General features: G+C 57.3%; 13 protein-coding genes. 6 read left to right on the forward strand and 7 right to left on the reverse strand.

Annotation, left to right across the window (positions count from 1 at the left end):
* Window positions 1-32 precede the first annotated feature (32 nt).
* From J5251_RS16030 to J5251_RS16040, 3 genes are all read left to right on the forward strand, one after another.
* Window positions 33-653 carry a TRAP transporter small permease gene (locus tag J5251_RS16030; protein WP_208574581.1) on the forward strand — a complete coding sequence of 207 codons (621 nt, stop codon included), beginning with the start codon at window positions 33-35 and terminating at the stop codon, window positions 651-653.
* 7 nt (window positions 654-660) lie between these two features.
* Entirely contained in the window at window positions 661-1,971 is a 1,311-nt protein-coding gene (locus J5251_RS16035; RefSeq protein ID WP_208574582.1) for a TRAP transporter large permease, read from the forward strand.
* Between the two features lie 663 nt (window positions 1,972-2,634).
* The gene (locus tag J5251_RS16040) at window positions 2,635-5,049 is read left to right on the forward strand and encodes a GH25 family lysozyme (protein WP_244250962.1); all 2,415 of its coding nucleotides are present in this window, start codon (window positions 2,635-2,637) and stop codon (window positions 5,047-5,049) included.
* Window positions 5,050-5,141: 92 nt separating this feature from the next.
* On the opposite strand, the gene J5251_RS16045 is transcribed toward J5251_RS16040, so the two are convergent.
* From J5251_RS16045 to J5251_RS16055, 3 genes are read right to left on the reverse strand one after another with little or no spacing between them, the layout of a single operon-like run.
* The gene (locus J5251_RS16045) at window positions 5,142-6,599 is read right to left on the reverse strand and encodes a glycosyltransferase family 2 protein (RefSeq protein WP_208574584.1); all 1,458 of its coding nucleotides are present in this window, start codon (window positions 6,597-6,599) and stop codon (window positions 5,142-5,144) included.
* 42 nt (window positions 6,600-6,641) lie between these two features.
* Complete coding sequence (locus tag J5251_RS16050; RefSeq protein WP_208574585.1) at window positions 6,642-10,085, reverse strand: CDP-glycerol glycerophosphotransferase family protein; 3,444 nt, start codon at window positions 10,083-10,085, stop codon at window positions 6,642-6,644.
* Window positions 10,085-11,611: a stealth family protein gene (locus J5251_RS16055; protein ID WP_208574586.1), complete on the reverse strand. Its 1,527-nt coding sequence runs from the start codon at window positions 11,609-11,611 to the stop codon at window positions 10,085-10,087. Before J5251_RS16055 ends, J5251_RS16050 begins: the two co-directional genes overlap by 1 nt.
* Window positions 11,612-11,764: 153 nt before the next feature.
* On the opposite strand from J5251_RS16055, the gene J5251_RS16060 reads away from it, so the two are divergent.
* Together J5251_RS16060 and J5251_RS16065 are read left to right on the forward strand one after the other, a co-directional pair.
* On the forward strand, window positions 11,765-12,970 hold the full coding sequence (locus tag J5251_RS16060; protein WP_208574587.1) for a CDP-glycerol glycerophosphotransferase family protein: 1,206 nt from the start codon (window positions 11,765-11,767) through the stop codon (window positions 12,968-12,970).
* Entirely contained in the window at window positions 12,909-15,092 is a 2,184-nt protein-coding gene (locus J5251_RS16065) for an acyltransferase family protein (RefSeq protein WP_279633598.1), read from the forward strand. The genes J5251_RS16060 and J5251_RS16065 overlap by 62 nt, the downstream gene beginning before the upstream one ends.
* Window positions 15,093-15,109: 17 nt before the next feature.
* Here the strand turns inward: J5251_RS16065 and J5251_RS16070 are convergent, their stop codons facing one another.
* Complete coding sequence (locus J5251_RS16070) at window positions 15,110-16,558, reverse strand: glycosyltransferase family 2 protein (RefSeq protein WP_208574589.1); 1,449 nt, start codon at window positions 16,556-16,558, stop codon at window positions 15,110-15,112.
* Window positions 16,559-16,735: 177 nt separating this feature from the next.
* Here J5251_RS16070 and J5251_RS16075 point away from each other — a divergent pair, with 177 nt between their 5' ends.
* The gene (locus tag J5251_RS16075; protein WP_208574590.1) at window positions 16,736-17,773 is read left to right on the forward strand and encodes an acyltransferase family protein; all 1,038 of its coding nucleotides are present in this window, start codon (window positions 16,736-16,738) and stop codon (window positions 17,771-17,773) included.
* A 506-nt stretch (window positions 17,774-18,279) separates the two neighbouring features.
* On the opposite strand, the gene J5251_RS16080 is transcribed toward J5251_RS16075, so the two are convergent.
* From J5251_RS16080 to J5251_RS16090, 3 genes are all read right to left on the reverse strand, one after another.
* A complete protein-coding gene (locus J5251_RS16080) occupies window positions 18,280-18,741 on the reverse strand; it encodes an adenylyltransferase/cytidyltransferase family protein (protein ID WP_208574591.1) in 462 nt (153 codons plus the stop codon).
* Between the two features lie 73 nt (window positions 18,742-18,814).
* The gene (locus J5251_RS16085; protein WP_208574592.1) at window positions 18,815-20,041 is read right to left on the reverse strand and encodes an acyltransferase family protein; all 1,227 of its coding nucleotides are present in this window, start codon (window positions 20,039-20,041) and stop codon (window positions 18,815-18,817) included.
* 159 nt (window positions 20,042-20,200) lie between these two features.
* Window positions 20,201-21,124 carry a glycosyltransferase family 2 protein gene (locus tag J5251_RS16090; RefSeq protein WP_208576201.1) on the reverse strand — a complete coding sequence of 308 codons (924 nt, stop codon included), beginning with the start codon at window positions 21,122-21,124 and terminating at the stop codon, window positions 20,201-20,203.
* Window position 21,125: the final 1 nt, after the last annotated feature.

Below are 21,125 nucleotides of genomic sequence, written 5' to 3' on the forward strand. Positions count from 1 at the left end.
GCCTGCGCTGCCCGCCCTCAACGGAGGAAAGTATGAGCAGCAAGAAGCGAGCAGGTGCGGGCGATGACGGCCTGGCCGGATCGGGGCGGACGCCAGCGGGGCCGGGCGAGGCACGCCCCACCGGCGGGCCCCTTGTAGCGGCCCTGAACACAACTCGACGGTTTATTGATCGCGTCTTGGCGGTGACGTGTGTGGCAATCTTTGCCGCGCTGGTCATTGTGGTCGCCTGGCAGGTGATTTCCCGCCAGGTACTTCAATCACCAGCATCGTGGACGGAGGAATCGGCACGATACGTCTTCGTGATTCTGGCCCTGCTCGGGTCGGCACTGGTGTTCTCAGAACGCGGACACATCGCCGTCGAACTTCTAGTGAATAAGTTTCCCGTACCGGCTCAGAGGATCGTAGCCCTCGCCGTAGAAGGTTCGATTATCTTCTTTGCCGGGTACGTGATGATCTACGGAGGTTTTGCGGTGGCAGCGAACGCCTGGACTCAGAACATCTCGACCATGCCGGTAAGTGTAGGCCAGGTGTACCTCATCCTGCCGGTTGCGGGCGCGCTAATCACATTTTTCGCGCTCTGCCACATTGTGGGCATGTTCGCTGGCACCGAAAAGCTGGTGCCTGAGATCGACGAAAACAACCAAGGCATCTGAGGTCATCATGGAACCCACCACACTCGCCGCGATAGTCCTAGTCGGCGGCTTCATCCTCGGGCTCATGTTGGGTGCCCCAGTGGCGGTTGCCATGGGCGTTCCCTCGGCCTTGGCCATCGTGGTCCTCCTTGGCTGGGATGCTGGGGCGCTGACGTCGGCGCAACGCCTGTTCACCGCTAGTAACTCCTTCGCACTGCTTGCAATACCGTTCTTCATCCTCGCTGGCGGCTTGATGAATACCGGCGGAATCGCGCAACGACTTATCGACCTGGCACAAGTTGTCGCAGGGCGCCTTCCCGCCTCTCTAGCCCAAACAACCGTTGTCTCCAACGCTATGTTCGGTGCGGTATCCGGCGCCTCCGTCGCTTCTGCCGCCGCCGTAGGGTCTGTGCTGTCCCCACCAATGCGCAAGGCTGGCTACGACCCGGCTTTTTCCGCTGCGGTAAACGCGGCCGCCTCGCCTGCAGGAATGCTGATTCCGCCCAGCAACACGTTCATTGTCTACTCTCTCGTCTCAAGTACTTCTGTCGCAGCGCTTTTCATGGCCGGCGTCGGGCCTGGGTTGGTTTGGGCGCTCGTCTGCATTGTCATGGTTGCGCTCTACGCTCGCAAGCATCCCGAGCTGCGCGGCGGGCAGCGTCCTACAGTTCGCCAGGCCGGAATCGTCTTGTTGCGCGCCCTACCCGCCCTGCTGATGATCGTTATTGTCATTGGCGGCATCCTTACCGGGTATTTCACCGCCACGGAGTCGTCCGTCGTCGCAGTGTTCTACGCTCTTGTTCTCGGCTTGATTCAAAAGACCTTGCCAGTGCGCGCGCTGCCCTCAATCACTCTTGAGGCCGCGAAAACTACCGCGATCGTCATGCTGCTCATCGGTGTCTCAGGCATTCTCGCGTGGGTAATGTCCTTCGCCCGTGTGCCTGTACTCGTCGCTGACGCTCTCCTGGGCTTGACCGACAACCCAATAATCATCCTGGTTTTGATCATGATCATTCTGCTTCTGGTCGGCACCGTTATGGACCCGACACCAGCAATCCTGATCTTCACGCCAATTTTCCTGCCAATCGTCACCCAACTGGGCGTCGACCCCATCCATTTTGGAACAATGATGGTGTTTAACATGTGCTTGGGGAACATCTCCCCGCCCGTAGGTAACAACCTCTTCGTGGCGGCACGAGTGGCCAAGGTACGCATCGAACCTATGATCAAGCGAATCATGCCCTTCTTCTGGGCGCTAACGGTCGCCCTATTTATCGTCGCGTTCGTCCCTGCGCTATCCATGTGGCTGCCCACAGTCATGGGTCTCGTCACGCCGTAACACTGATGAGAATGTACGCCAAAGGGCCTCCGTGACACACGGAGGCCCTTTGCTTTACCTAGGAACTCCCCTAGTTGAGCCGAAGATGTAACATCATTAACTCTAGTCACAATTTTCACATCGGTGCTACGGTTTAACGGTCGACGACCACAACTGCCGCTCTCTCGGGCAGCCAAACCCCGTCGCTTGGGGAAACTCCGGAGTAAATCTATGAACACTCGCCCACTGTTCCACTCCCCTTCGGCCGCCACGCGGATACGGGGAACCGGGATCGCCGGCCTGACCGCCCTTTCTCTCGCCGTCTCGGGTTTCATCCTCCCTCCAGCCGCTAACGGGGCCAACGAAACAGCACCACCGGTGGTCACTTCGGATCCGGCAGCGACCGATCCGTCAGTTCCTGGCAGCACGGCCACCGCTGTGCCCACGGTGGATGAACTCCCCCAGCCCTCGCCGGCCGCAGATGCACCGGAAGAATCGAACCCGGCGGACACGCCTGCACTTCACGAACCCAGCGTCATTGAACAACCAGCTCCGTTACCGTCAGTAGAATCTACCCACGAACCCCGGCCTACATCGACGGAGGGTGGAACTCCTTCTAATAACGCTGACGTCGAAGTTCCGGTAGAGGAACTCACTCAGGAGCAGCTGAGGGAATTGCTTGAAGTGCTTCAAGGCGACCATGGTGCCCAGATGGGCCATGGACTTGCACAACGACAGCAACGAGAGGCCGAACTAAAGCAACCAGAGAAGCAGGAAGAGCTCCAAGAGCAGCTGGACGTCCTGGAAATCGATCGGACCAGCTCCTTGCAGGCATTGTCGGTCCCCATGGTCAACCGCGACAAGTGGAGCCCGGATGGGATCCAGGGCATCGACGTCAGCAGCCACCAGCCCAACGTGGACTGGACCACCGAGTGGAACTACGGATCCCGGTTCGCCTATGTCAAAACCACGGAGGCCCTGTCCTACCAGAACCCGGAATGGGCAGAGCAGTACACCGGCTCCTACAACGTCGGCATGATCCGGGGCTCGTACCACTTCGCTATCCCCAACGTCTCGTCGGGCAAGGACCAAGCCGACTACATGGTTGACAACGGCGGCGGCTGGTCCGCGGACGGCCGGACGCTGCCGCCACTGCTCGACATCGAATACAACCCCTACCCCGAGCTCGGCAACACGTGCTACAACATGTCCCCGAGCGAGATGGTCGCTTGGATCGACGATTTCTCCAACACGATCAAGGCGCGCACGGGCAGGCTGCCTGCAATCTATACAACGGCCGACTGGTGGAACTACTGTACGGGCAGCAGCACGGCTTTCAAGGACCACCCGCTCCACGTGGCCCACTATCCCCTGGATGGGTATACTCTGGCCGAACCGCGCCTGCCCGCGGGCTGGACGAGCTTCGATATCTGGCAGTACAGCTCGAGCGGTCCGTTCGCCGGCGACTCGAATGTCTGGCACGGCACCATGACCGAACTGCGCGACTTTGCCCAGAACAGGGATACCGTCACTACCTCGGTCCTCAGCGCAGCCCCAGGAGACTTGAATGGGGACGGCCACGGCGACCTGCTTTCCCGCCGCACCGACGGCGCCCTTTGGTACTACCCGGGTAACGGCGCCGGCGGCTACGGCACGCCGACCCGCGTTGGCGGCGGCTGGCAAATCTACAACGCGCTGATCGGTGTAGGAAATTACGACGGCGATGCGCAGCCCGATCTCCTGGCCGGCCACAGCGATGGCTCTCTGTGGTTCTACAAGGGCAAGGGCGGCGCTTCGTTTGAACCGCGCGTTATGGTGGGCACCAGCGGCTGGAACCAGTTCACCGATGTCGTCGGAGCCGGGGATCTGAACTCCGACGGCCACACAGACCTCATTGCCAAGCGACCCGACGGCATCGTCTACCTGTATCCTGGCCGCGGAACCGGCCAGACCGCTTCCAGGATCCGGATTGCGGACGGCTGGCAAGGCTACGACCAACTGGTGGCGCCCCGGGACTTCTCTGGTGATGACCGCGCGGACCTGATTGCCACGAAACCCGATGGTTCGCTCTGGCTACTCCGCGGCACAGGCAGGGCTCCTGCCCTCGACGCTTCCTTTTCCAGCGAGGAACGTATCGGCGCCAGCGGCTGGCAGGCGTTTACACAAATCCTGGGCGTGTGGGACAACAACCGCGACGGCAAACAGGACCTGCTAGGAATCTATGCCGACGGACAACTCGGATTTTATGCCGGCACCCGCTTCACAGAGAGCGAAGGATACAAATCACGCGTCGCGACGCGTAACTCGGGCTGGGAAGCCTACAACCAGATGGTCACGCCAGGCGACTTCGACGGCGACGGCACCGCCGACCTCATCGGCCGTATGTCGGATGGCACCCTGTGGTTCGTGCCAGGCAATGGCGAGGGCGGCTATGGGAGCCGGATGCGGATCGGCCACGGGTGGCAAATTTACTCCGAGATCCTTGGCGTCGGTGATTACGACAGTGACGGCACGAGCGACCTGCTGGCACGGCAAGCCGACGGAACGCTGTGGTTGTACTCGGGGACGGGAAGGGTCGACTCGTCGAACGAAGGCTACGAACGGCGCGTGAAGATTGGCACCGGCGGCTGGCAGCAGTTCTCGCAACTGCTTGGGGCAGGGGACGTCAATCGCGACGGCGACAATGATTTGCTGGCTGTCCGCCCCGATGGTTCCGTTTGGCTCTACGCCGCCCCCGGCGACGGCGGGCACGGTCCCCGCAGCCAGATCGCTTCCGGGTGGGACGCCTACAACCACCTGACGGCAGCCGGCGACTACAATGGCGACGGAACGGGCGACGTTGTCGCTAGGAAGCCCGATGGCACGCTCTGGTTCCTCCCAGGAAAGTCAACCTACTCATCGGGCTGGTTTGCGGCCGAACGGAAAATCGGCAACGGCGGCTGGAACATGTTCCGCAGCATCATTGGCCCTGGCGACTTCAACAGCGACCGCCGGGTCGATCTCCTCGGAATCGAACCTGATGGAGCGATGTGGTTCTACGCGGGCACGCAGTTCAGAACCGGAGCTGTTCTGCCCAGACAGATGGTCGGCTCACTCTAGCCAAATCGCCGGCACGAGTGCGGCGCTGCTCGCGAGAATTTCAGGCGAAGACCTCCCCAGCATTCTTCCGGCGCAGATCACCCGGCATTTACCTAACGCAAATCCAGACTGAGGTTCCCATGAATGGTCGAATAGGCCCGGACACCGTTTTCGCGGGAGGGCAGCGGCACGTCATCGCCTATGAGCACTCGCTGTGGCGGCCCGGAGAAGCCGCCGACACTGGCTTCCACAAAGCAGTCCACAATGTTCCCCTGATAGCCGCGCAGCAGCCCACCAGGCACTGTGACCGAGTAGATGTCTGAACCGGCGGAGCCGGACTGCAGCAGCAACTTCTCGTCCTTGCCACCACCGCGTCTTCTGAGGGCAAGGAACAGCTCATCGAAACCGCCGGCTGGCTCCATGCGGAAGGCGAGGACGGCCGAGCCGTCGCTGTTAATCTGCACGGATGACGAGTGGGGTATCGCCCGAAGCAACGCCTCAGATCCGGCGAGCCGTTCCAGGCCGTCAACATCCCGGGCACGGACAAGTTGTGACCGCTGCCGGAAGATCGGTGATAATTCGCTCTCCAGTGACTCAGGGATGTAGCGCTCCACGAACTCCGCGTGCGCTTCTACCCATCGGCTCCGGATAGAGCGGCCAAGCCGGCCGAAGCGCTCAGGGTCGTAGGTCCGCAAGCACTTGCGCCGGTACAGGTCCAGGACCATCAGGTCAGCCCGGTCCTGGTCCTTCTCGTTCTCCTTGATGATGCGGGCGATCTCCCCCACCGACCAGGTGTAGCCCTCGGCCACAGTCCGCTCGGAGCTGATGTTGAGCCCATCGTCGCGGGTCCTAATGAAGTAATAGTCGTAATCCGCCAAGACGGATACCCTGTTGGCGAGCAAATAACACCGCGCCATCACCATGCCGTCTTCCAACCGAACCTTGTCCTCGTGGAATCTGATGTTGTGGTGTTCCAGTAATTCACGGCGGATCATCTTTTGTGGTGACAGCGTCCCAAGAATCTTGCGCCTGTCGATGTCCAGTTCCGTCACCTTGAATAGTGACGCTTGGACTCGACGGCCGTTGATGCCAACAAGCTTGGGAACCAGAACATCCACGTCATGCTTAAAGGCGTAGTCCACCATGCGTCGCAATGAATCGGGCCCAAGCCTGTCATCCGCATCGCAAAAGAAGACATAGGGCGCCGCGCTCGCGGCAATGCCAACGTTCCGAGGCTTGCCGGGCCAACCACTGTTTGGCTGATGGATAACGCGAAAGTGAGGATTTGTCCTGGCATAATCGTCCAACACCTTACCGCTGGCGTCAGTCGATCCGTCATCAACGGCAATGACCTCGAACAGCGCCTGATCCAGCTCTTGTGCCTGTAGGGAATCGAGCATTTCTGTCAGATATGGCATAGCGTTAAAGACCGGTATAACCACGGACACTTTGGCAGTTTCCGCGCTTGAGCTGGGTCCGCTGTCCCCCGGCAAAACCTGCGGGGCCTTGCGTTTGGCGGAAAACCTCTTCAGGCGCCGTTGAAGGGCCGCAACCCGGTCCCGGACGATCATTCGTATCCCTTTGCTGGAAGGAGTTTTAGTAACTGTATCGGTTCAGAAGAGCTGGTCGACTACGCGCTCTGCAGCATGACCATCGTCCTTGGGAGCAAATTTAGCCACGAAGGATTCATGCTTCGCCTCGCGTTCGGGATCCGGAAGTGACGCTCCCTCGATGGCTTTGTATAGAGACTCCTCTGTTTCCACGATAGGCCCAGGAAGTTCAGTGTTGTAGTCAAGGTAAAAGCCACGAAGCGTATCCCGGTACAGTTCCAAGTCATAGGCGTAAAAAATGATCGGACGGCGCAGTAGCGAAAAGTCGAAAAACACCGATGAGTAGTCTGTTACCAGAATGTCACTGGCCAGATACAGTTCCTGAATTTCAGCGTAGCCTGAGACATCCAGAACTGCATCCCGAACGCTTTCCGGGATTTGAATTCTGTTACTAACCAACACATGCATACGGAGCAGCAGAACTGTATCGGTTCCAAACTTCTCATGGAAGCGCTCGAGGTCGAACGGCAACTCAAAAGAAAACTTGCCTGCCCCACTGCTTTGGGAGTCACGGAACGTGGGCGCGTACAGCACTACCCGTTTATTCTCTGGTATGCCTAGTTTGCGACGCACGTCCTTGCTTAAACCACTGTTCTGTCCGGCGGCTAAAACGTCGTTCCGCGGATATCCTTCCTCGAGTACTTTCCCATCGTATGCAAAGGCACTGCGAAAGACTGCGGTCGCGTACGGGCTTGGGGAAAGCAACACACTCCATTGCCGTACAGCATTACTGACTCTGCGAAGGTAATCCTCATCGCGGCCGTGGACCTCAACCAAGTCGTGAAGCATGCGTTTCAAGGGTGTTCCGTGCCAAGTCTGGACCATGATGGCGTCTTTTCGACGCCGTATGTAGTGAGGAAAGTTCTGATTGTTGACCCAGTACTTGGCCTTGCCGAGATACCAGTAGTATTCCGGTGACAGTCGCTTCACCACGCGCGTGTTTGCGTCCTCGTGCGGCAGCTTACCCCGGTAGATCCAGATCTTGGTACGTGGATCTTCTCGCCTCAAGAGCTCTTCATATATGTATCGGGGGCTATCTGCGTACTGTTTTCCCAGACCGCTTTCAAAAACGATCAGATTCTCGTCCATCGGCATTCGCCGCACCATTTTATAGAACTGACGCATGGCTGGGAAATAAAACCGGCTTCGTCGAAAACGGCCAAATACCCGTTCGCTTAACTCCGGATCAATGAATTTACGCAGTCGGGATTCTGTCGGCCGGGCTTCGCTGACTGCCTCGAAGATCCGACTGCAATTGTTCTGATCGCGATACTTTAGAAAACGGCGAGCACGCCCCATGTACTCCTCCGGCATTCGGCATTCGGAAGTGTAGGTTTCCACAAGCCCAGTTATCAGTGAGTCAAGATCAAATGAAATGCGGCCCGGCAGCTCGGCGTCGAGGTCGAGGTGCGACCCCCTCGGGCCAAGGAAGCGTTCCCTGTCGAACTGGTAGTAGTGGACCGGCTTTTGCAGAAAACTGAAATCAAAGCCCACGCTCGAGTAGTCGGTGACCATAACTGCGCTTTGCTTAAGCAGGTATTGGACGTCCACTTCGCCTTGAGAAATAACTCGCGCCGGAACACCTTCGAAGTGGTGGCGGAATTGCTGCATGTTTGGATGCAAGCAGAAAATGATTTCGGTGCCGAACCGGTCCACTAGTTCCCGCAGTCGCCGGTCATGCAGCAGTTCGTTCCATGCCTGGAAGTACTCAGACTCGGTAAAAACTGATGGATCTTGCAGCCAGTCCCGCCACGTCGGAATGATAAGGAGCTGTTTGGGTTTGACTTCGACATCTCCGGCGAACAGCGCGTCAAAGCGGGACAAGCCAGTGACGACCACGTCCTTGTTAGCGTATCCGAAGTCGCCAACGATGTATTCCTTCTCGCGCTCAGAACTGACGACGAAGACATCAGTGTCGAAGCCAGGTGCCTTCTTTCCATAATTGGGAACCATCCATTTAGTACCCATGACGCCGTGCTGCAGGAAGACCTTGACGCCACCCACGGCCCTGCGGAACTGCGGAAGCCGCGTCGGGTAGAGGAAGTCTGGATGATGCGAACCGATGAACCGTTCCGCTTGTAGAGCTAGTTCAAAGTGGCGTTTGGACCGGTATGCAACGATATTGCCCAATCCCTCGAGGTTTCGAACCTCGGGCGAGGCAAAATCGATCACATAATAGGCGTCTATTTCTGGTTTGTGCTCCCGCAGGTACCGAAAAAAGTGCAGTCCCGTATCCTGCGCCTTATAGGGGCGCTCCCCCACTAACCACACGGGTTTGTCTTGTGTCCTCTTGGACAGAGGCATCCGTGTCTTCTTCTGCAGGTATTCAAAGGCCTCAGTATCCAACAGTTCTAAATGGAAAGAGGTCTTCTTCGCCTTGAAGGTGTAGTACGGGGTGATGCTCAAGGTCTTATCGCCGCGATTTTGCCAGCCGGCCCGGGACAGTTTCCGAACTATGTATTTAGTCCTGCCGACCCGCACGCGATGGGGATCTTGGGCACCGCCCTCGTGGACTTCCAGCCATGCATCAAGCGTATCGTCGGCGGATAGTTGTTCATTTGAAAAAGTCTTGAGGTCCAGTCGGGCCCGGAGCAGATACTCGCGCAAGCCAAAACGACTGGCAGTACGCTTTTCATCCAGCTTGATATTAGTGGCACCAACATAACGGATGCCGCTTTGCCGGCCGACTAGTACCAGTTCGGCTTTAGTCGGACTGCCATGACGTACCAAAAGCCTGGCGGAAAGCCGGATGGAGCCACCGGCAACGGACAGACGCTTAACGTAAACTGCGTTGTACGGTTTTAGAACCCGGTTGAGGGCAAGAGTTAGGAAGCCCTTGCGATTCACATAACCGACGATTGTGTTGTTTGCCGCAGCGACCGCTCGTAGCAAACCGACGTTGGTTCGCAAGAATCGGCCGAAGGCCAGGCGCGCTGTACACGTTGCATCAGGTTCCACCGCGCCTGACTCTAATGCTTCGCGAAATTCCGCGAAGGACATGCCTACTTGAGCCCCGCCTACCACACTAATGTGCCGGCTGTATCGCGGAACATCGATCGCAGAGCATGAAATCTCCAGGAACAGGGGAAATAAACCTTCCGCGTCTGCGTTCCCTTCACGAGAAATCTGCGCCGTGTCTAACTGATGAACCAGGTCTGTGGCCAACCGTTGAAGATCCACAGACACGGCGAAGGAAGGGTATCCCGTCCGTGCAAGCTTTCCGGTGGCTTCCGCATCAACTAACCTGATCCAGGAGTCGCCCTCATGAAGTGTCCACAGAGCGATTGGAGTGAGCCCATGGCTCAACTCAAATTCTGAAGTGAGTACCGAACCGTCTTGCGAAATGGCGAGTTCACGCAGTTCTTGCCGTGCCGATCTGGAACCAGGATCAAGAAGACGCTCCACCTTCGACCTAGCTTTGGAAAACGCAGATTTCGGATCGGACATTACTCTCCTAGTTCGAAGGAACTTGGGACGGGAAAATAGGATTGTAGGAACCGCTGCATGAGCTGATCCTGTGAGGGCAGGTTGATGGCCGAGCCCCCGATTTCATTGAGACAGAAAACATCGGCATCGCGGTCTCTTAATAGCCGAAGCAGCTTCGCTTGAGCAGAAGCCTCTCCAATATCGCAATAGCGGTACTTGAGATTGCTTGGTACCGCCGCGCCAATCATGTAGCCGTAATAGTGTGCCAGAGAGGACGGGATGGATATGTCCGACGGACTCCGGAACTGTGACCGGGACGTTTCTGCGTGCTTCGCAGTAAAGTCCTCCTCCAATTGACGCAAGGTGCTCACTCTTTCCGGATGAGCAGTGTGCTTGAACTTGAATCGAACTGTGCGGCCGAATCGTTGCTCAATCAACGCCCTGTTTTGTTTGGCAGCGCTATCAACCGGTAGGTCAGCGGAATTGGGAGGTCCTCCATCGATCTCTTGATCCGAGAGGAAAAACCGGCTTAGGCCGCTGCCCTCAAAAAACAGATCTGGCATCACCCTGCGGCCCAGGAACACGTCATCGTTCAGATAGAGAAAGTGTTCGCTCAGTCCCGAGATGTGATGTAGGCGAGCTTCAATTGCATGCGAATTGAACGTTGGCAAGGCGTCGTCTGGGAAAATTGCCTCGTGATCGACCATGGTTATGCGTGGATTCGATGTGTCCAGCCAATCCGGGGTCTGTCCCGCAGACACTAGATAAATGTGGCTGATCCACGGTGCAAAATAGTCCAATGAACGAAGCGAATAGCGTAGTTCGTCGTGTGAACGGTAGCGCTCGTCATTGGCAGAATATTGATTCAGTTCGCCCATGTGTATTCGGGACAGTGCCTCTGCCTTTTGCGCGCGCCACTTCGGATCCCCGCCGTCGACCCATGTATACACAACGTCGATCGGCTCCAACAGTTCAGTGACAGACGAATAGGGAGTCCGTTCCGGCTCCTCTATGACCTCGCAACCAAGTTCATGACCTGCCAGCATCAGACCGTCGGCTGACTGCGGCTCAAAGACGGTGAGCTGCGGCACGTCGACTTGGTCGAGCTCGCTGAGCAGTACAGGCGCAGACCGGCCCAACTTGGCATACAGCGGACGCCCGACGGAGACGCCTTTAAGAGCATGAAGGAGTTCTGGCAACTTACCCGTACCGAGCACCAGGAATGCAGGCTTGTTTGGGTTCGGTTGTTCGACCCGATACTCCATGTCGGCCACGTCCGCAGCGAACTGGACTAGTTCACGGTTTGTCCTGATGGCTTCAACAGCCGAAAACCGCTCCACCGGCCGGGTCGCGAAAACTTGTCCATCGGATATTACGGGAGTCACACGGCCCGTCATGCCGGCGAACTGCGTTCGGGCAAGGAAACGTGCGGTATGTGAGTGTACTGACGTCTGCAGCTGTGTCCTGCCGTGGAATACGTCGAAAACAGTCTGGACGAGGGGCTGCGGTAACTTACGCGCGAAGGCGCCACGCAGTCCGGCGATCATTAATTCCTTCCAGAAGCACAGTGTTCCCCATGGGCAGTCCAAGATTCGTTACAGTTTACCAACAGAAAGCTGAACGGATTCTGAACTCTACAGATACTCCCCCTGGCTGCTTCGGTACGCTGGGTGCTTCCCGATCCTCTAACAGGAGACTCTGTGTCATTCAACGCGAAGGCCCGCAGGGGCTTGAACCTCATTGCCGATCACGTCGGCAACTTCTTGTTGGATAAGAGGGTACGTAAAGAGCTGGATGCTCGAAACTCTACGGCACCTGCACGGTATGAAGCCGCTCTGTACTTTGCAGACGATCCCTCGAGCGCATACCAGATTCGGCAGTGGTTCGGTCCGATGCTTAAACTGTCCGAACGGCATCCCGTGGCTGTCCTGGTTCACAAGGCGACGACTGCCGCCGCCATTTTGGGGGATTGTCCATTGCCGGTCTACCTGACGAGCGGCATTGATGAAGTTGAACGGTTCGTTAGCGCCAACGGAACACGTGTCGTGTTCTACGTCAACAACAACCAGGCCAACTTTACGGTCCTGCGGCTGACGAATCCTGTGCACATTCATCTAAGCCACGGGGAAAGCGACAAGGTCTCGATGGCCTCCAACCAACTCAAGGCATACGACTTCGCGTTCATTGCTGGCGAAGCATCCAGACAACGCATCCTCGCCAATGTCCCCCGACTGGATCCCCAAAAATTGGTTGAAATTGGACGTCCTCAACTCGACGGTGCTGCCGCACAAGGAGCACAAAATAACCACGGCGGCCGTGTGACTGTACTTTACGCGCCTACTTGGGAGGGTGACCGTGATGCCATGGCCTACGGCTCCGTAGTTTCCCATGGCCTGCCCCTTGTTCGATCACTCCTTGCTGATTCCCGCTACCGCCTGATTTTCCGACCTCATCCGCGCACAGGCGTACGTCTTCGAGCGCATGGGGACGCTGTAAAACAGATCGATTCGCTGATCGCCTCCGCCGTGGAAAACTCCCCGGATGCCGGGCATTACCGTGATCACTCTCTGGATTTCAACAGTGCCATGGCAGAAGCTGACATTTGTATCTGTGATGTTTCGGCAATGGCAATGGACTGGCTTCCTCATCGCAAACCCCTGCTGATAACCAAACCAACCGAACCGGCTGCCGTTGTCGATCCCAAAGGGATCACCAGCGTCGTACCTCTGTTGGCTGCAGTTGAGGCGGAGCGGACGCCCTCTGTGCTAGACGACCTGCGGTCCCGTCCAATCAGCGAAAAGCAGCTCGACTTGATCCGATACCACTTCGGAGAGACGGACGCTGGTGCAAGCACCCGACGTTTTCTGTGGGCGGTTGATAGAGCCATGCAGGAGCCAAGCTTGTAAAATAGTCCACCACCGCCGTACCGTTCGCCGAACTTCGTGGCCTTCAGGAGGAAGAATTATCAAAGAAAACCCACCTGCAACATCAAAGAACAGCGGATTTCGTCCGGATATTCAAGGGCTGAGAGCTCTCGCCGTCTCGTTGGTTATCGTGTATCACTTGTGGCCGGAACGGCTTACAGGAGGCTACGTAGGCGTGGACGTTTTCTTCGTCATTTCCGGCTTCCTCATTACTTCCCACCTGATTCGCAAGCCGCCGCGAAGTGGCGTGGAAATGGCTCAATTCTATGGGCGCCGGATCAGAAGGCTACTGCCTGCTTCTTTTACAGTCCTCGCTGCGACCGCAGTTGCAACCCGGCTAGTAGCCGCTCCCACGCAATGGGAAGGCATCGCGAAGGAAATCATTGCCTCCGCCCTGTACGTCCAGAACTGGGTTCTCGCTGGCAGTTCAGTGGACTATCTGGCGGAAGGAAACGATCCGACGCCAACCCAGCACTTCTGGTCACTGGCAGTAGAAGAACAGTTCTATTTGGTCTGGCCGCTCATGATCATGGCCGTTTTCTGGACTGCAGCCAGAGGACGGCTCAAGGCAGCTGTTGTGGCACGATGCGCTATTGCCGGCGTCGTTGTTGTTTCACTCGTGATCTCGGTACTGGCAACGACGGCGGACCCAGGTGCTGCATACTTCATTACCCCTACAAGGATGTGGGAGCTCGCCGTCGGCGGCCTGATTGGTACGGTCGCCCCGTTGGCCGCCACTCGTCTAAATCCGTCGGCCAACGCGCTACTGGCCTGGGTAGGGATACTCGCAATTGTGGTGGCCGGCATTACCTACACCGATGCCACGCCCTTCCCCGGATCTGCAGCGCTTCTTCCCGTCCTAGGAACTGCTTTGGTCATCTTGGCGGGCACTGATCACGGCTTCTCCCCCAGCGGTATCTTCCGTTTGGCACCGGTGCAATGGCTGGGCGGGATTTCGTACTCCGTCTACCTTTGGCATTGGCCTCTTATTGTTTTGTTGCCCTACGTGAGCGGGGGCGAACTCGGGTGGCTGGATAAGGCCGTCATCCTGATAGGGACGTTGGTGCTGGCAGCGCTAAGCAAGACGTTCGTCGAAGACAAATTCCGTTTCACTAAGTCAGCACAAGGTCTCATACCGACATTCAGGTTCGCGGCCGCAGGAATGGTCTTGATAACTGTCTTGGGCGGGGCGCAGCTTGCGGAGGTCAACTATCGCACGCAACAGGCACAGCAACGGTTGTTGGCCGTAGAGACGAGCGACGACCCCTGTCTCGGCGCCGCCGCTATCGCCAAAGGGTTCGAGGTATGCGAGCCGAATCCCAGCTCCGAGCTAGTTCCAGAACCCGAATTGGCGAAGGATGACCGGTCAGATGCCTATGCCGACGGCTGCTGGTCAAACGCGCCGTTCACAGAACGGCCTATCTGTACCTATGGCAGTGGTGAGAAGCAGGTTGCTCTCGTGGGGAATTCACATGCGGGCCATTGGCTCCCCGCCCTGCAGAAACTGGCAGAACGCAATGACTGGACGATCTCAACGTTCTTGGTTTCGCGCTGCAATCCCACCGACGCGCCTCTGCAGTTGGAGACGCGAGAACAAACCAATAACTGCCTCGCCTACGGCGACTGGGTCATGGAGCAAACCAAGGGCGACAAGTTTGATCTCGTTGTTACATCGGAGAGACAATCCGTACCTGTCGAGGGCGAGTCTTGGGAAACGACGAAAGCCCCTGCAGCCGCCGGTTACAAGTCCTATTTGTCCAGTTGGGCAGAAGCAGGCACCAATGTGGTTGTCATAAAGGATCCATTGTTTCCAGGCGGTTCGATCCCCGATTGTCTAGCGGAGAATCCCGGGAATCCGGAGGCTTGCGCCGGTACGCCCGAAGACTGGTACTGGATGGACCCACTGACCGACGCGGCGAAAGAGCTGTCCCTGCCCAACATAGAAATCGTCAACATGGACGAGTATTTCTGCGAGCACAACATTTGCCACGCAGCAATCGGATCCGTCGTCACCTTTTTCGACGGCTCCCACATCACCGCAACGTACGCCAAAACGCTTGCACCGTATCTGGGCCAGTCCCTGCAGAAGGTGCTGCGAAACTAGCCGGCCCCGTGGTGCCTCTAGCGGCGGAGGTCCAGGCTCAAGCTGCCATGAATCGTGGCGTACGGGCGTCGGTGGTCTCTCTGCGTGGGCAGATCCAGTTGCTCGCCCACGGTGACGCGCTGGAGCTTGCCCGTCATTCCTCTGCTGCTCGCCTCCGTGAAAAAGTCCACAATCGCACTCGGAAGATCGTCCAGCTGCGAATAGGGCAACTCCGCATGGAAAAGGGAAGCTTCGTTGCCCGCGCGTCGCATCGTGAAGGAACGTTCGGCCCCTGCGTCTCGACTGCGAACCAGCAGATCAACAGTGTCCACGTCGCCATGCTCGAGGGAAACCTCCATAGCGAGACCAGAGGCGCGGAATTCCATCCCCGTTGCCCGAGCTGTCGGCTGAAGCGAGCTCTCCAGCTTGCAGTATTCCAGCATTCCGGCCACATCCCTGTTACGGATAAACTGCGTTTTCTGCTTGAATGGCGTCACCAGTTCGGCCTCAAGATCTTGAGGAATGTACCGATCAACAAAGTCCGCATGTGCTGCCATCCAGCGCTGCTGGATCTCAGACGTGAACTTCAGGAAACGTTGCGGTTCGTAGACACGCAGGCATTTCCGCCGATACAGGTCAAGGACGAGCAGTTTTGCCCGGCCCGCGTCTTTGTCGCCTTCCGTTAGGATACGGGCGATTTCCCCGACAGACCACGTGTAGCCCTCGGGGATGGTCGGCGTGCTGCTGATATTGGCGCCGTCCTCGCGGGTCCGGATGTAGTAGTAATCGTAATCGGCGAGGATGGACGTCCGCTGCGAGAGCAGGTAGCACTGGGACATAACCATCCCATCTTCAAGCCGAACCTTGTCTTCATGGAACGTGATGCCGTTCTTGACTAGGAGTTCCCGTCGCACCATTTTCTGTGGGGAGAGGGAGCGCAGGATCTCCCGAAGGTCTACGTCTTTGACTGTCCGCTCGAACAGAGAAGCCTGTACACGGCGACCACCGATACCGACCATCTTGGGGACAAGGACGTCCACGTCGTTTTCGCACGCATAGTCAACCATCCGCCGCAGGGCTTGGGGCCCGAGACGATCGTCGGCATCGCAAAAAAAGACGTACTGCGCCTTGCTCGCGGCTATCCCGACGTTGCGGGGTTTCCCGGGCCAGCCGCTGTTCTCCTGATGAATTACCCTGAAGTTCGAGTTGCGCGCAGCGTAGACATCAAGAATTTCTCCGCTGAAGTCTGTTGAACCATCATCGACAGCGATAAGTTCGAACAGGGAAGCATCTAAGTCCTGAACCTCAAGCGAGTTTAAGAGTTCAGTAAGATAAGGCATGGCGTTGTAGACCGGAACGATGACGCTTACTTTCGCGGTATCGGCGCTGCCGCTCGCACCGCTGTCGCTGGTGACATTGGCCACTTGCGCCTTCGCAGCCCCCCGGACGTCGCGCCGTATAGCAGCCCACCGCTCACGAATAGCCATTCATAAACTCCGTAGTCGAACTAGTAATCATTAGATTGACTTCATGAATTCTGCCATGGATCGACGGCATTAGAGATGGTACTCCCGCTACGCCAGTAGTTTCCGTCGTGTCGATCTGATTGAACTAGTAACGTTGGCACAGTTCTGCCCACAATTTCCGAAGGACCGGCAACTCCCTTGAGTCAGGATCTATCGAAACCCCAAACAGCACTTTCCGTCCGCCAGACGTGGATAGACCAGGCCCGGTGGTGCGCCATCGTGCTGGTAGTAGTTGGACACGCTGTAGGTCTGCTTCGAGGTACGAGCGATCTGGCAGTTGTCATTTCCAATTTCGTCTACATGTTCCATATCCCAGTACTCGTGCTCCTTGCTGGCTGGGGTGCACGCCGGACCAACGCGGACGGCAACACGTTAGCGAAGATCTTCTGGCAATTGCTCCTGCCTTACGTCATTTTCCAGCTCATTGCATTCCTGTTTAACTTCCTCTTCGAAGACGACTCCCCCAGCTGGTCCTTCACTTCGCAGACGTTCGGCCTTTGGTTCCTGGTTGCCCTAGCTGGGTGGCGTTTGCTGGCGCCCTGGTTCCACGGGCTGAAATACGCCGTCCCGCTAGCCGTCCTTGTCGCATTGCTGGCCGGGTTAAGCCCTAACATCGGCGGATTCCTATCGCTTTCACGCATTCTTGTCTTCCTGCCGATGTTTCTCGCCGGCCCGTGGCTTATCGACAAGATCGCCGTATGGCGTCACGACCTCCGGTACAAACTCGCGGCCGCTGCCGTGCTGCTTGTCGGAGCAAGCGCCACACTGCTGATGCGCCGCGACTTCTGGCGCACGCCATTCTTCGGAAATGCGGGTTATGAAGCCTTGAACGTCGATCCGGTAGAGGGGATGCTTTGGCGTCTGCTTGTACTTACGGTCGGAACCGCGATGGCTGCGGCGTTCATGCTCGTACTGCCAGGAAAGCCGGGTGCTCCTTCGCCTATCGGCGCTTGGGTTGCAAATGCCGGTCAAAGGACGATGTACGCGTATCTGCTACATTTGCCGGTTATCACGGTCATAGGCTCAACCGCCGCGACCGACATATTCGCACCGAGTGCTCAAACAGCCCTCTATGTCGCAGGAGCCTTCGTCTTCTGCATCCTCGCAGTGTCCAGACTCGTCACGACGCTGGCTACTCCTTTGGTTGAACCGAGAAGGATTCTACTGCAGAGATAACCTGCCGGTGTTCGAGTGACAACGTACTGCGCCCAACTCACCGCGCTGGCACGGATGTATCTGGAGGCGCGGCGTTACGTCAGAGGTAGGTGTGAGATCCGGATCATGACGACGAAAAAACATGGGGCTGTGCAAGCTGCCGTTGTTCGATTTCGACGCGGACCAAGCAAAGGCCAACATTGCGGTCCCGGCCTCGAACCTCAGCTCCTGCTTCAGCTCGCAGCCCTCCCGAACGGCGCCATGCCAGGCCTGGGACAAGAAATGCTGGCCGCCACCGGCTCTTCGCCCATCGCCGGGACAATCATCACAGAGCTGGCAGGGACTATCTACTGCTACCCGGTACCGCCCTCGGAGCGACCGCCGATCAACATCCTACTTGAGGCATGCTCTCGGATCACCGGAGCCAGGCCCCGTTGCTAACTTAAGCTTCAGGTTAACAGTCGTATTGGCTCATCAAGTGAACCGCCACAGTTATGCGAGGGATCCTCAGACCTGACAAATCGGACTCAGCTCAGCTCTTTTACGATCTGGCTAAGACTGTCCAGAGTTCGCTTCAATTCCTCTACATGCCGTTCGTCGAAGGCGCTGAGAACTCGCTTCATTTCTGTGGTCGAAATACCGCTCGTTCGGGGCAAGTAGACAACTTCGACTTTGTCTTCAAGCTCGTCAAACTTCCCTTTCCAATCTTCCCCGATACCAAATATCTGGACACCGAATTTTTCGATGTCCTCCCGTTTTTGGCTCCAACGCTCCTCAGGAATCGCCATGTCCACATATTTGATGGAGCGGACAATTTCGATGCGTTGCTCGAACGGCACAATAGGCCTCTTGCCTTTGACCGCATTGAATTCGTCAGTCGAAACCCCCACGATCAAGCGGTCACCCAAGGCGCGCAACCGCTTGAGGACGTTCAAGTGACCTATATGAAATAGATCAAAAGTTCCGTAGGTCAGTACTGTCTTGGTCACGCTTGCACCTCATGTTGTCTATGACTGGGTAATTCCGCTGATGAGTATATGGGACTATTCGTTACGATTATTCTCACCGCACAGGCAATGTACGAATCGCCGGTTCAGGTGCGAGGGACAAAATTCCGCTACTGACGTGCCTACGGATCAAGGGGCCGAACGGCGTCTCAATGTACCTCCAGATGGCCCATGCCACACCACAGCACACACCGAGGGCCAGCAATAAGGTTATTTCAGAGGGCAGTGCATCGTGGATGAGGTGAATGACCCACCAGCCAACGTACTCATGTATTAGGTACAGCGGATAGGTCAGCGCACCGGCGAAGCTAAGTCCTGTCCATGAGAGGCGACTCAGCTGGCTTAAGGTAGCCGCAGCGACAACGGCAAAGCAGCCGGCGACGACAAGCCAACATGCCACGGAGGGAAAGGACAAGCCCGTGATGTCTTCCATGCGCTTGAATTGACCCGTTTGGGTTTGTTGCGCGGCCAGTGCCACGTTAATCAGAATTCCAAACCAACAAACGAAATTTCTACGGTCCTCAAGCAGCACGAACAGGAGCATCCCACCAGCGAACAGGGGCGCATAATCCGGCATGAGGATCTCGGAGAGGAGGTTATTGTCTGCCATCTCCGCTATTGCGGCCACAATCGGCCACATTATCGATACGGCCAGGACGCGCAGCTTGGTGATCCCGAGCATCATGAATAGGCCGATGAGCGCATAAAACTTCAACTCCACCCATAACGTCCAATAGACTCCGTCCACATGATCAACCCCCAGAGGAGTCTGGAGCATCGTGAGATTGGCTAGCACTTGAGTAATGCTGAGGTCCGCGGCCTCGGGCCAGACAACAAGCAGCAAACCGCCAGTGAGCAGGACTCCTGCCCAATATCCCGGCAGCAGCCGGCCAGCTCGCGACGCGATGTAGTCTCCAATGGACCTTCCGGACGCAGACATCAAGATGACAAACCCACTAATGATGAAAAATAGCTGCACTCCCAAAGCACCAAAAGCAGCAACCGGAGCAAAATCGGGGAATACGTCCAAGACCGGGCGACCCCAATACGGATTCTCTCTGGCGGTGAAGTGATACAGGACAACGGCGAGGGCTGCAAAGATCCGCAGGCCGTCCAAAAGCCGGAATCGGGGCTTGGGCAGGGATGAAAGGTTCATGTCATCCGCGCTTTTATTATCGGATGGATGCTTCCTTCCCGCGGACGACACAGGGATCGGTGATTCGTCGAGTGCAGCAGGCCCGTCTGCTGCACTCCGTTGCTCGCCCAAGCCTTCCAACGCCATGATCCACCTAACTCGGTTACTCAATACTGGGTGGCCTTACACGACGTGCCCAGCAGTTCCTCCTCCCCCAAGCCAGAATGAGTCTAAGCAGGACTTTGGCACAAATTGAAACGGAATCGTAATACGATCACGGAAAGTCGGGCCCTGCGAGTGGGACGTCTAGACTATGGGCCAGCGGCCCGCGACACCCATCCGGAAAATTGTGGCCCATCTTAGTTTCCGACGCTCTTCGTTCGGGCCCCACGGATTTTGCTGCCACCCGGATCGCCAACCAGCGAACCAAGGTTTGAGCTGCTCCGGTTGCCTGCGAGAGCGCGCGACCTGCACCAAGGTCCATGAGGCGACGTAAATCCAGCTAAAGGGCCAGTGGAGGTTCCTGCGTGCCAGCCAGACTCGGTTCCGTGCGTTAAGCCGGAAGAACTCCTCATGGCGCCGGGGATCGATCACCGGATGCCCGGCGCGGAGATCACCGGCATACCACGTCCGGAAACCTGTGTCCCAGACACGCCACGCGAACTCGATGCCTTCATGGGCGTACCAGAATGTCGCAGGCCAACCGTTGGTTCGGTCAAAAACCTCCCGGCGCATGACGATGGCCATCTCGACAACGGAGAATACGTTGCTGGACTTGGTATCTTCACGTTTATTCAGACGCGGAATCCACCGCTGGGGCGCATCGGGATTGGCAGGATCTTCGATGCGCGGCTGGATCATGCCAATGTCCGGCTGGCTCCGAAAGAGCTGGGCTGCATTCCACAGGAAGTACTCGTCCGGCAGCCAGGCATCGTCGTCAAGGAAGAACAGATACTCGCCCGATACGTGCGGCACCCCCGCATTGCGCCCGGCAGGAATGCCCAGGTTCTCTTGCAAATGGAGTGACTTGAATCCCGTAGGTAATCCCTCCGGCCGCCAGCCGTTGCCAACCACCACAACGTCCAGCGAAACGCCTTGCTGTGCCTGCAGCGAGGCGAACCCACGCTGCAGGTCATCCGGGCGAGTTCCCTGCGTCAGGATTACGACGCCGAAGGTCGGCGACGCTGTGGACTCATCTCCCGCCGTCGTTCTCTCTTGGGTGCCTTCCATT

Origin of the sequence: Arthrobacter crystallopoietes (assembly GCF_017603825.1) — a bacterium.
Lineage (GTDB): Bacteria > Actinomycetota > Actinomycetes > Actinomycetales > Micrococcaceae > Crystallibacter > Crystallibacter crystallopoietes_B.

What these genes read in the sequence shown, in the direction of transcription:
- J5251_RS16050 (WP_208574585.1), bottom strand. Translation starts at nt 10,085, where the DNA reads ATGTCCGATCCGAAATCTGCGTTTTCCAAAGCTAGGTCGAAGGTGGAG.
- J5251_RS16055 (WP_208574586.1), bottom strand. Translation starts at nt 11,611, where the DNA reads ATGATCGCCGGACTGCGTGGCGCCTTCGCGCGTAAGTTACCGCAGCCC.
- J5251_RS16070 (WP_208574589.1), bottom strand. Translation starts at nt 16,558, where the DNA reads ATGGCTATTCGTGAGCGGTGGGCTGCTATACGGCGCGACGTCCGGGGG.
- J5251_RS16030 (WP_208574581.1), top strand. Translation starts at nt 33, where the DNA reads ATGAGCAGCAAGAAGCGAGCAGGTGCGGGCGATGACGGCCTGGCCGGA.
- J5251_RS16085 (WP_208574592.1), bottom strand. Translation starts at nt 20,041, where the DNA reads ATGGCGTTGGAAGGCTTGGGCGAGCAACGGAGTGCAGCAGACGGGCCT.
- J5251_RS16090 (WP_208576201.1), bottom strand. Translation starts at nt 21,124, where the DNA reads ATGGAAGGCACCCAAGAGAGAACGACGGCGGGAGATGAGTCCACAGCG.
- J5251_RS16045 (WP_208574584.1), bottom strand. Translation starts at nt 6,599, where the DNA reads ATGATCGTCCGGGACCGGGTTGCGGCCCTTCAACGGCGCCTGAAGAGG.
- J5251_RS16035 (WP_208574582.1), top strand. Translation starts at nt 661, where the DNA reads ATGGAACCCACCACACTCGCCGCGATAGTCCTAGTCGGCGGCTTCATC.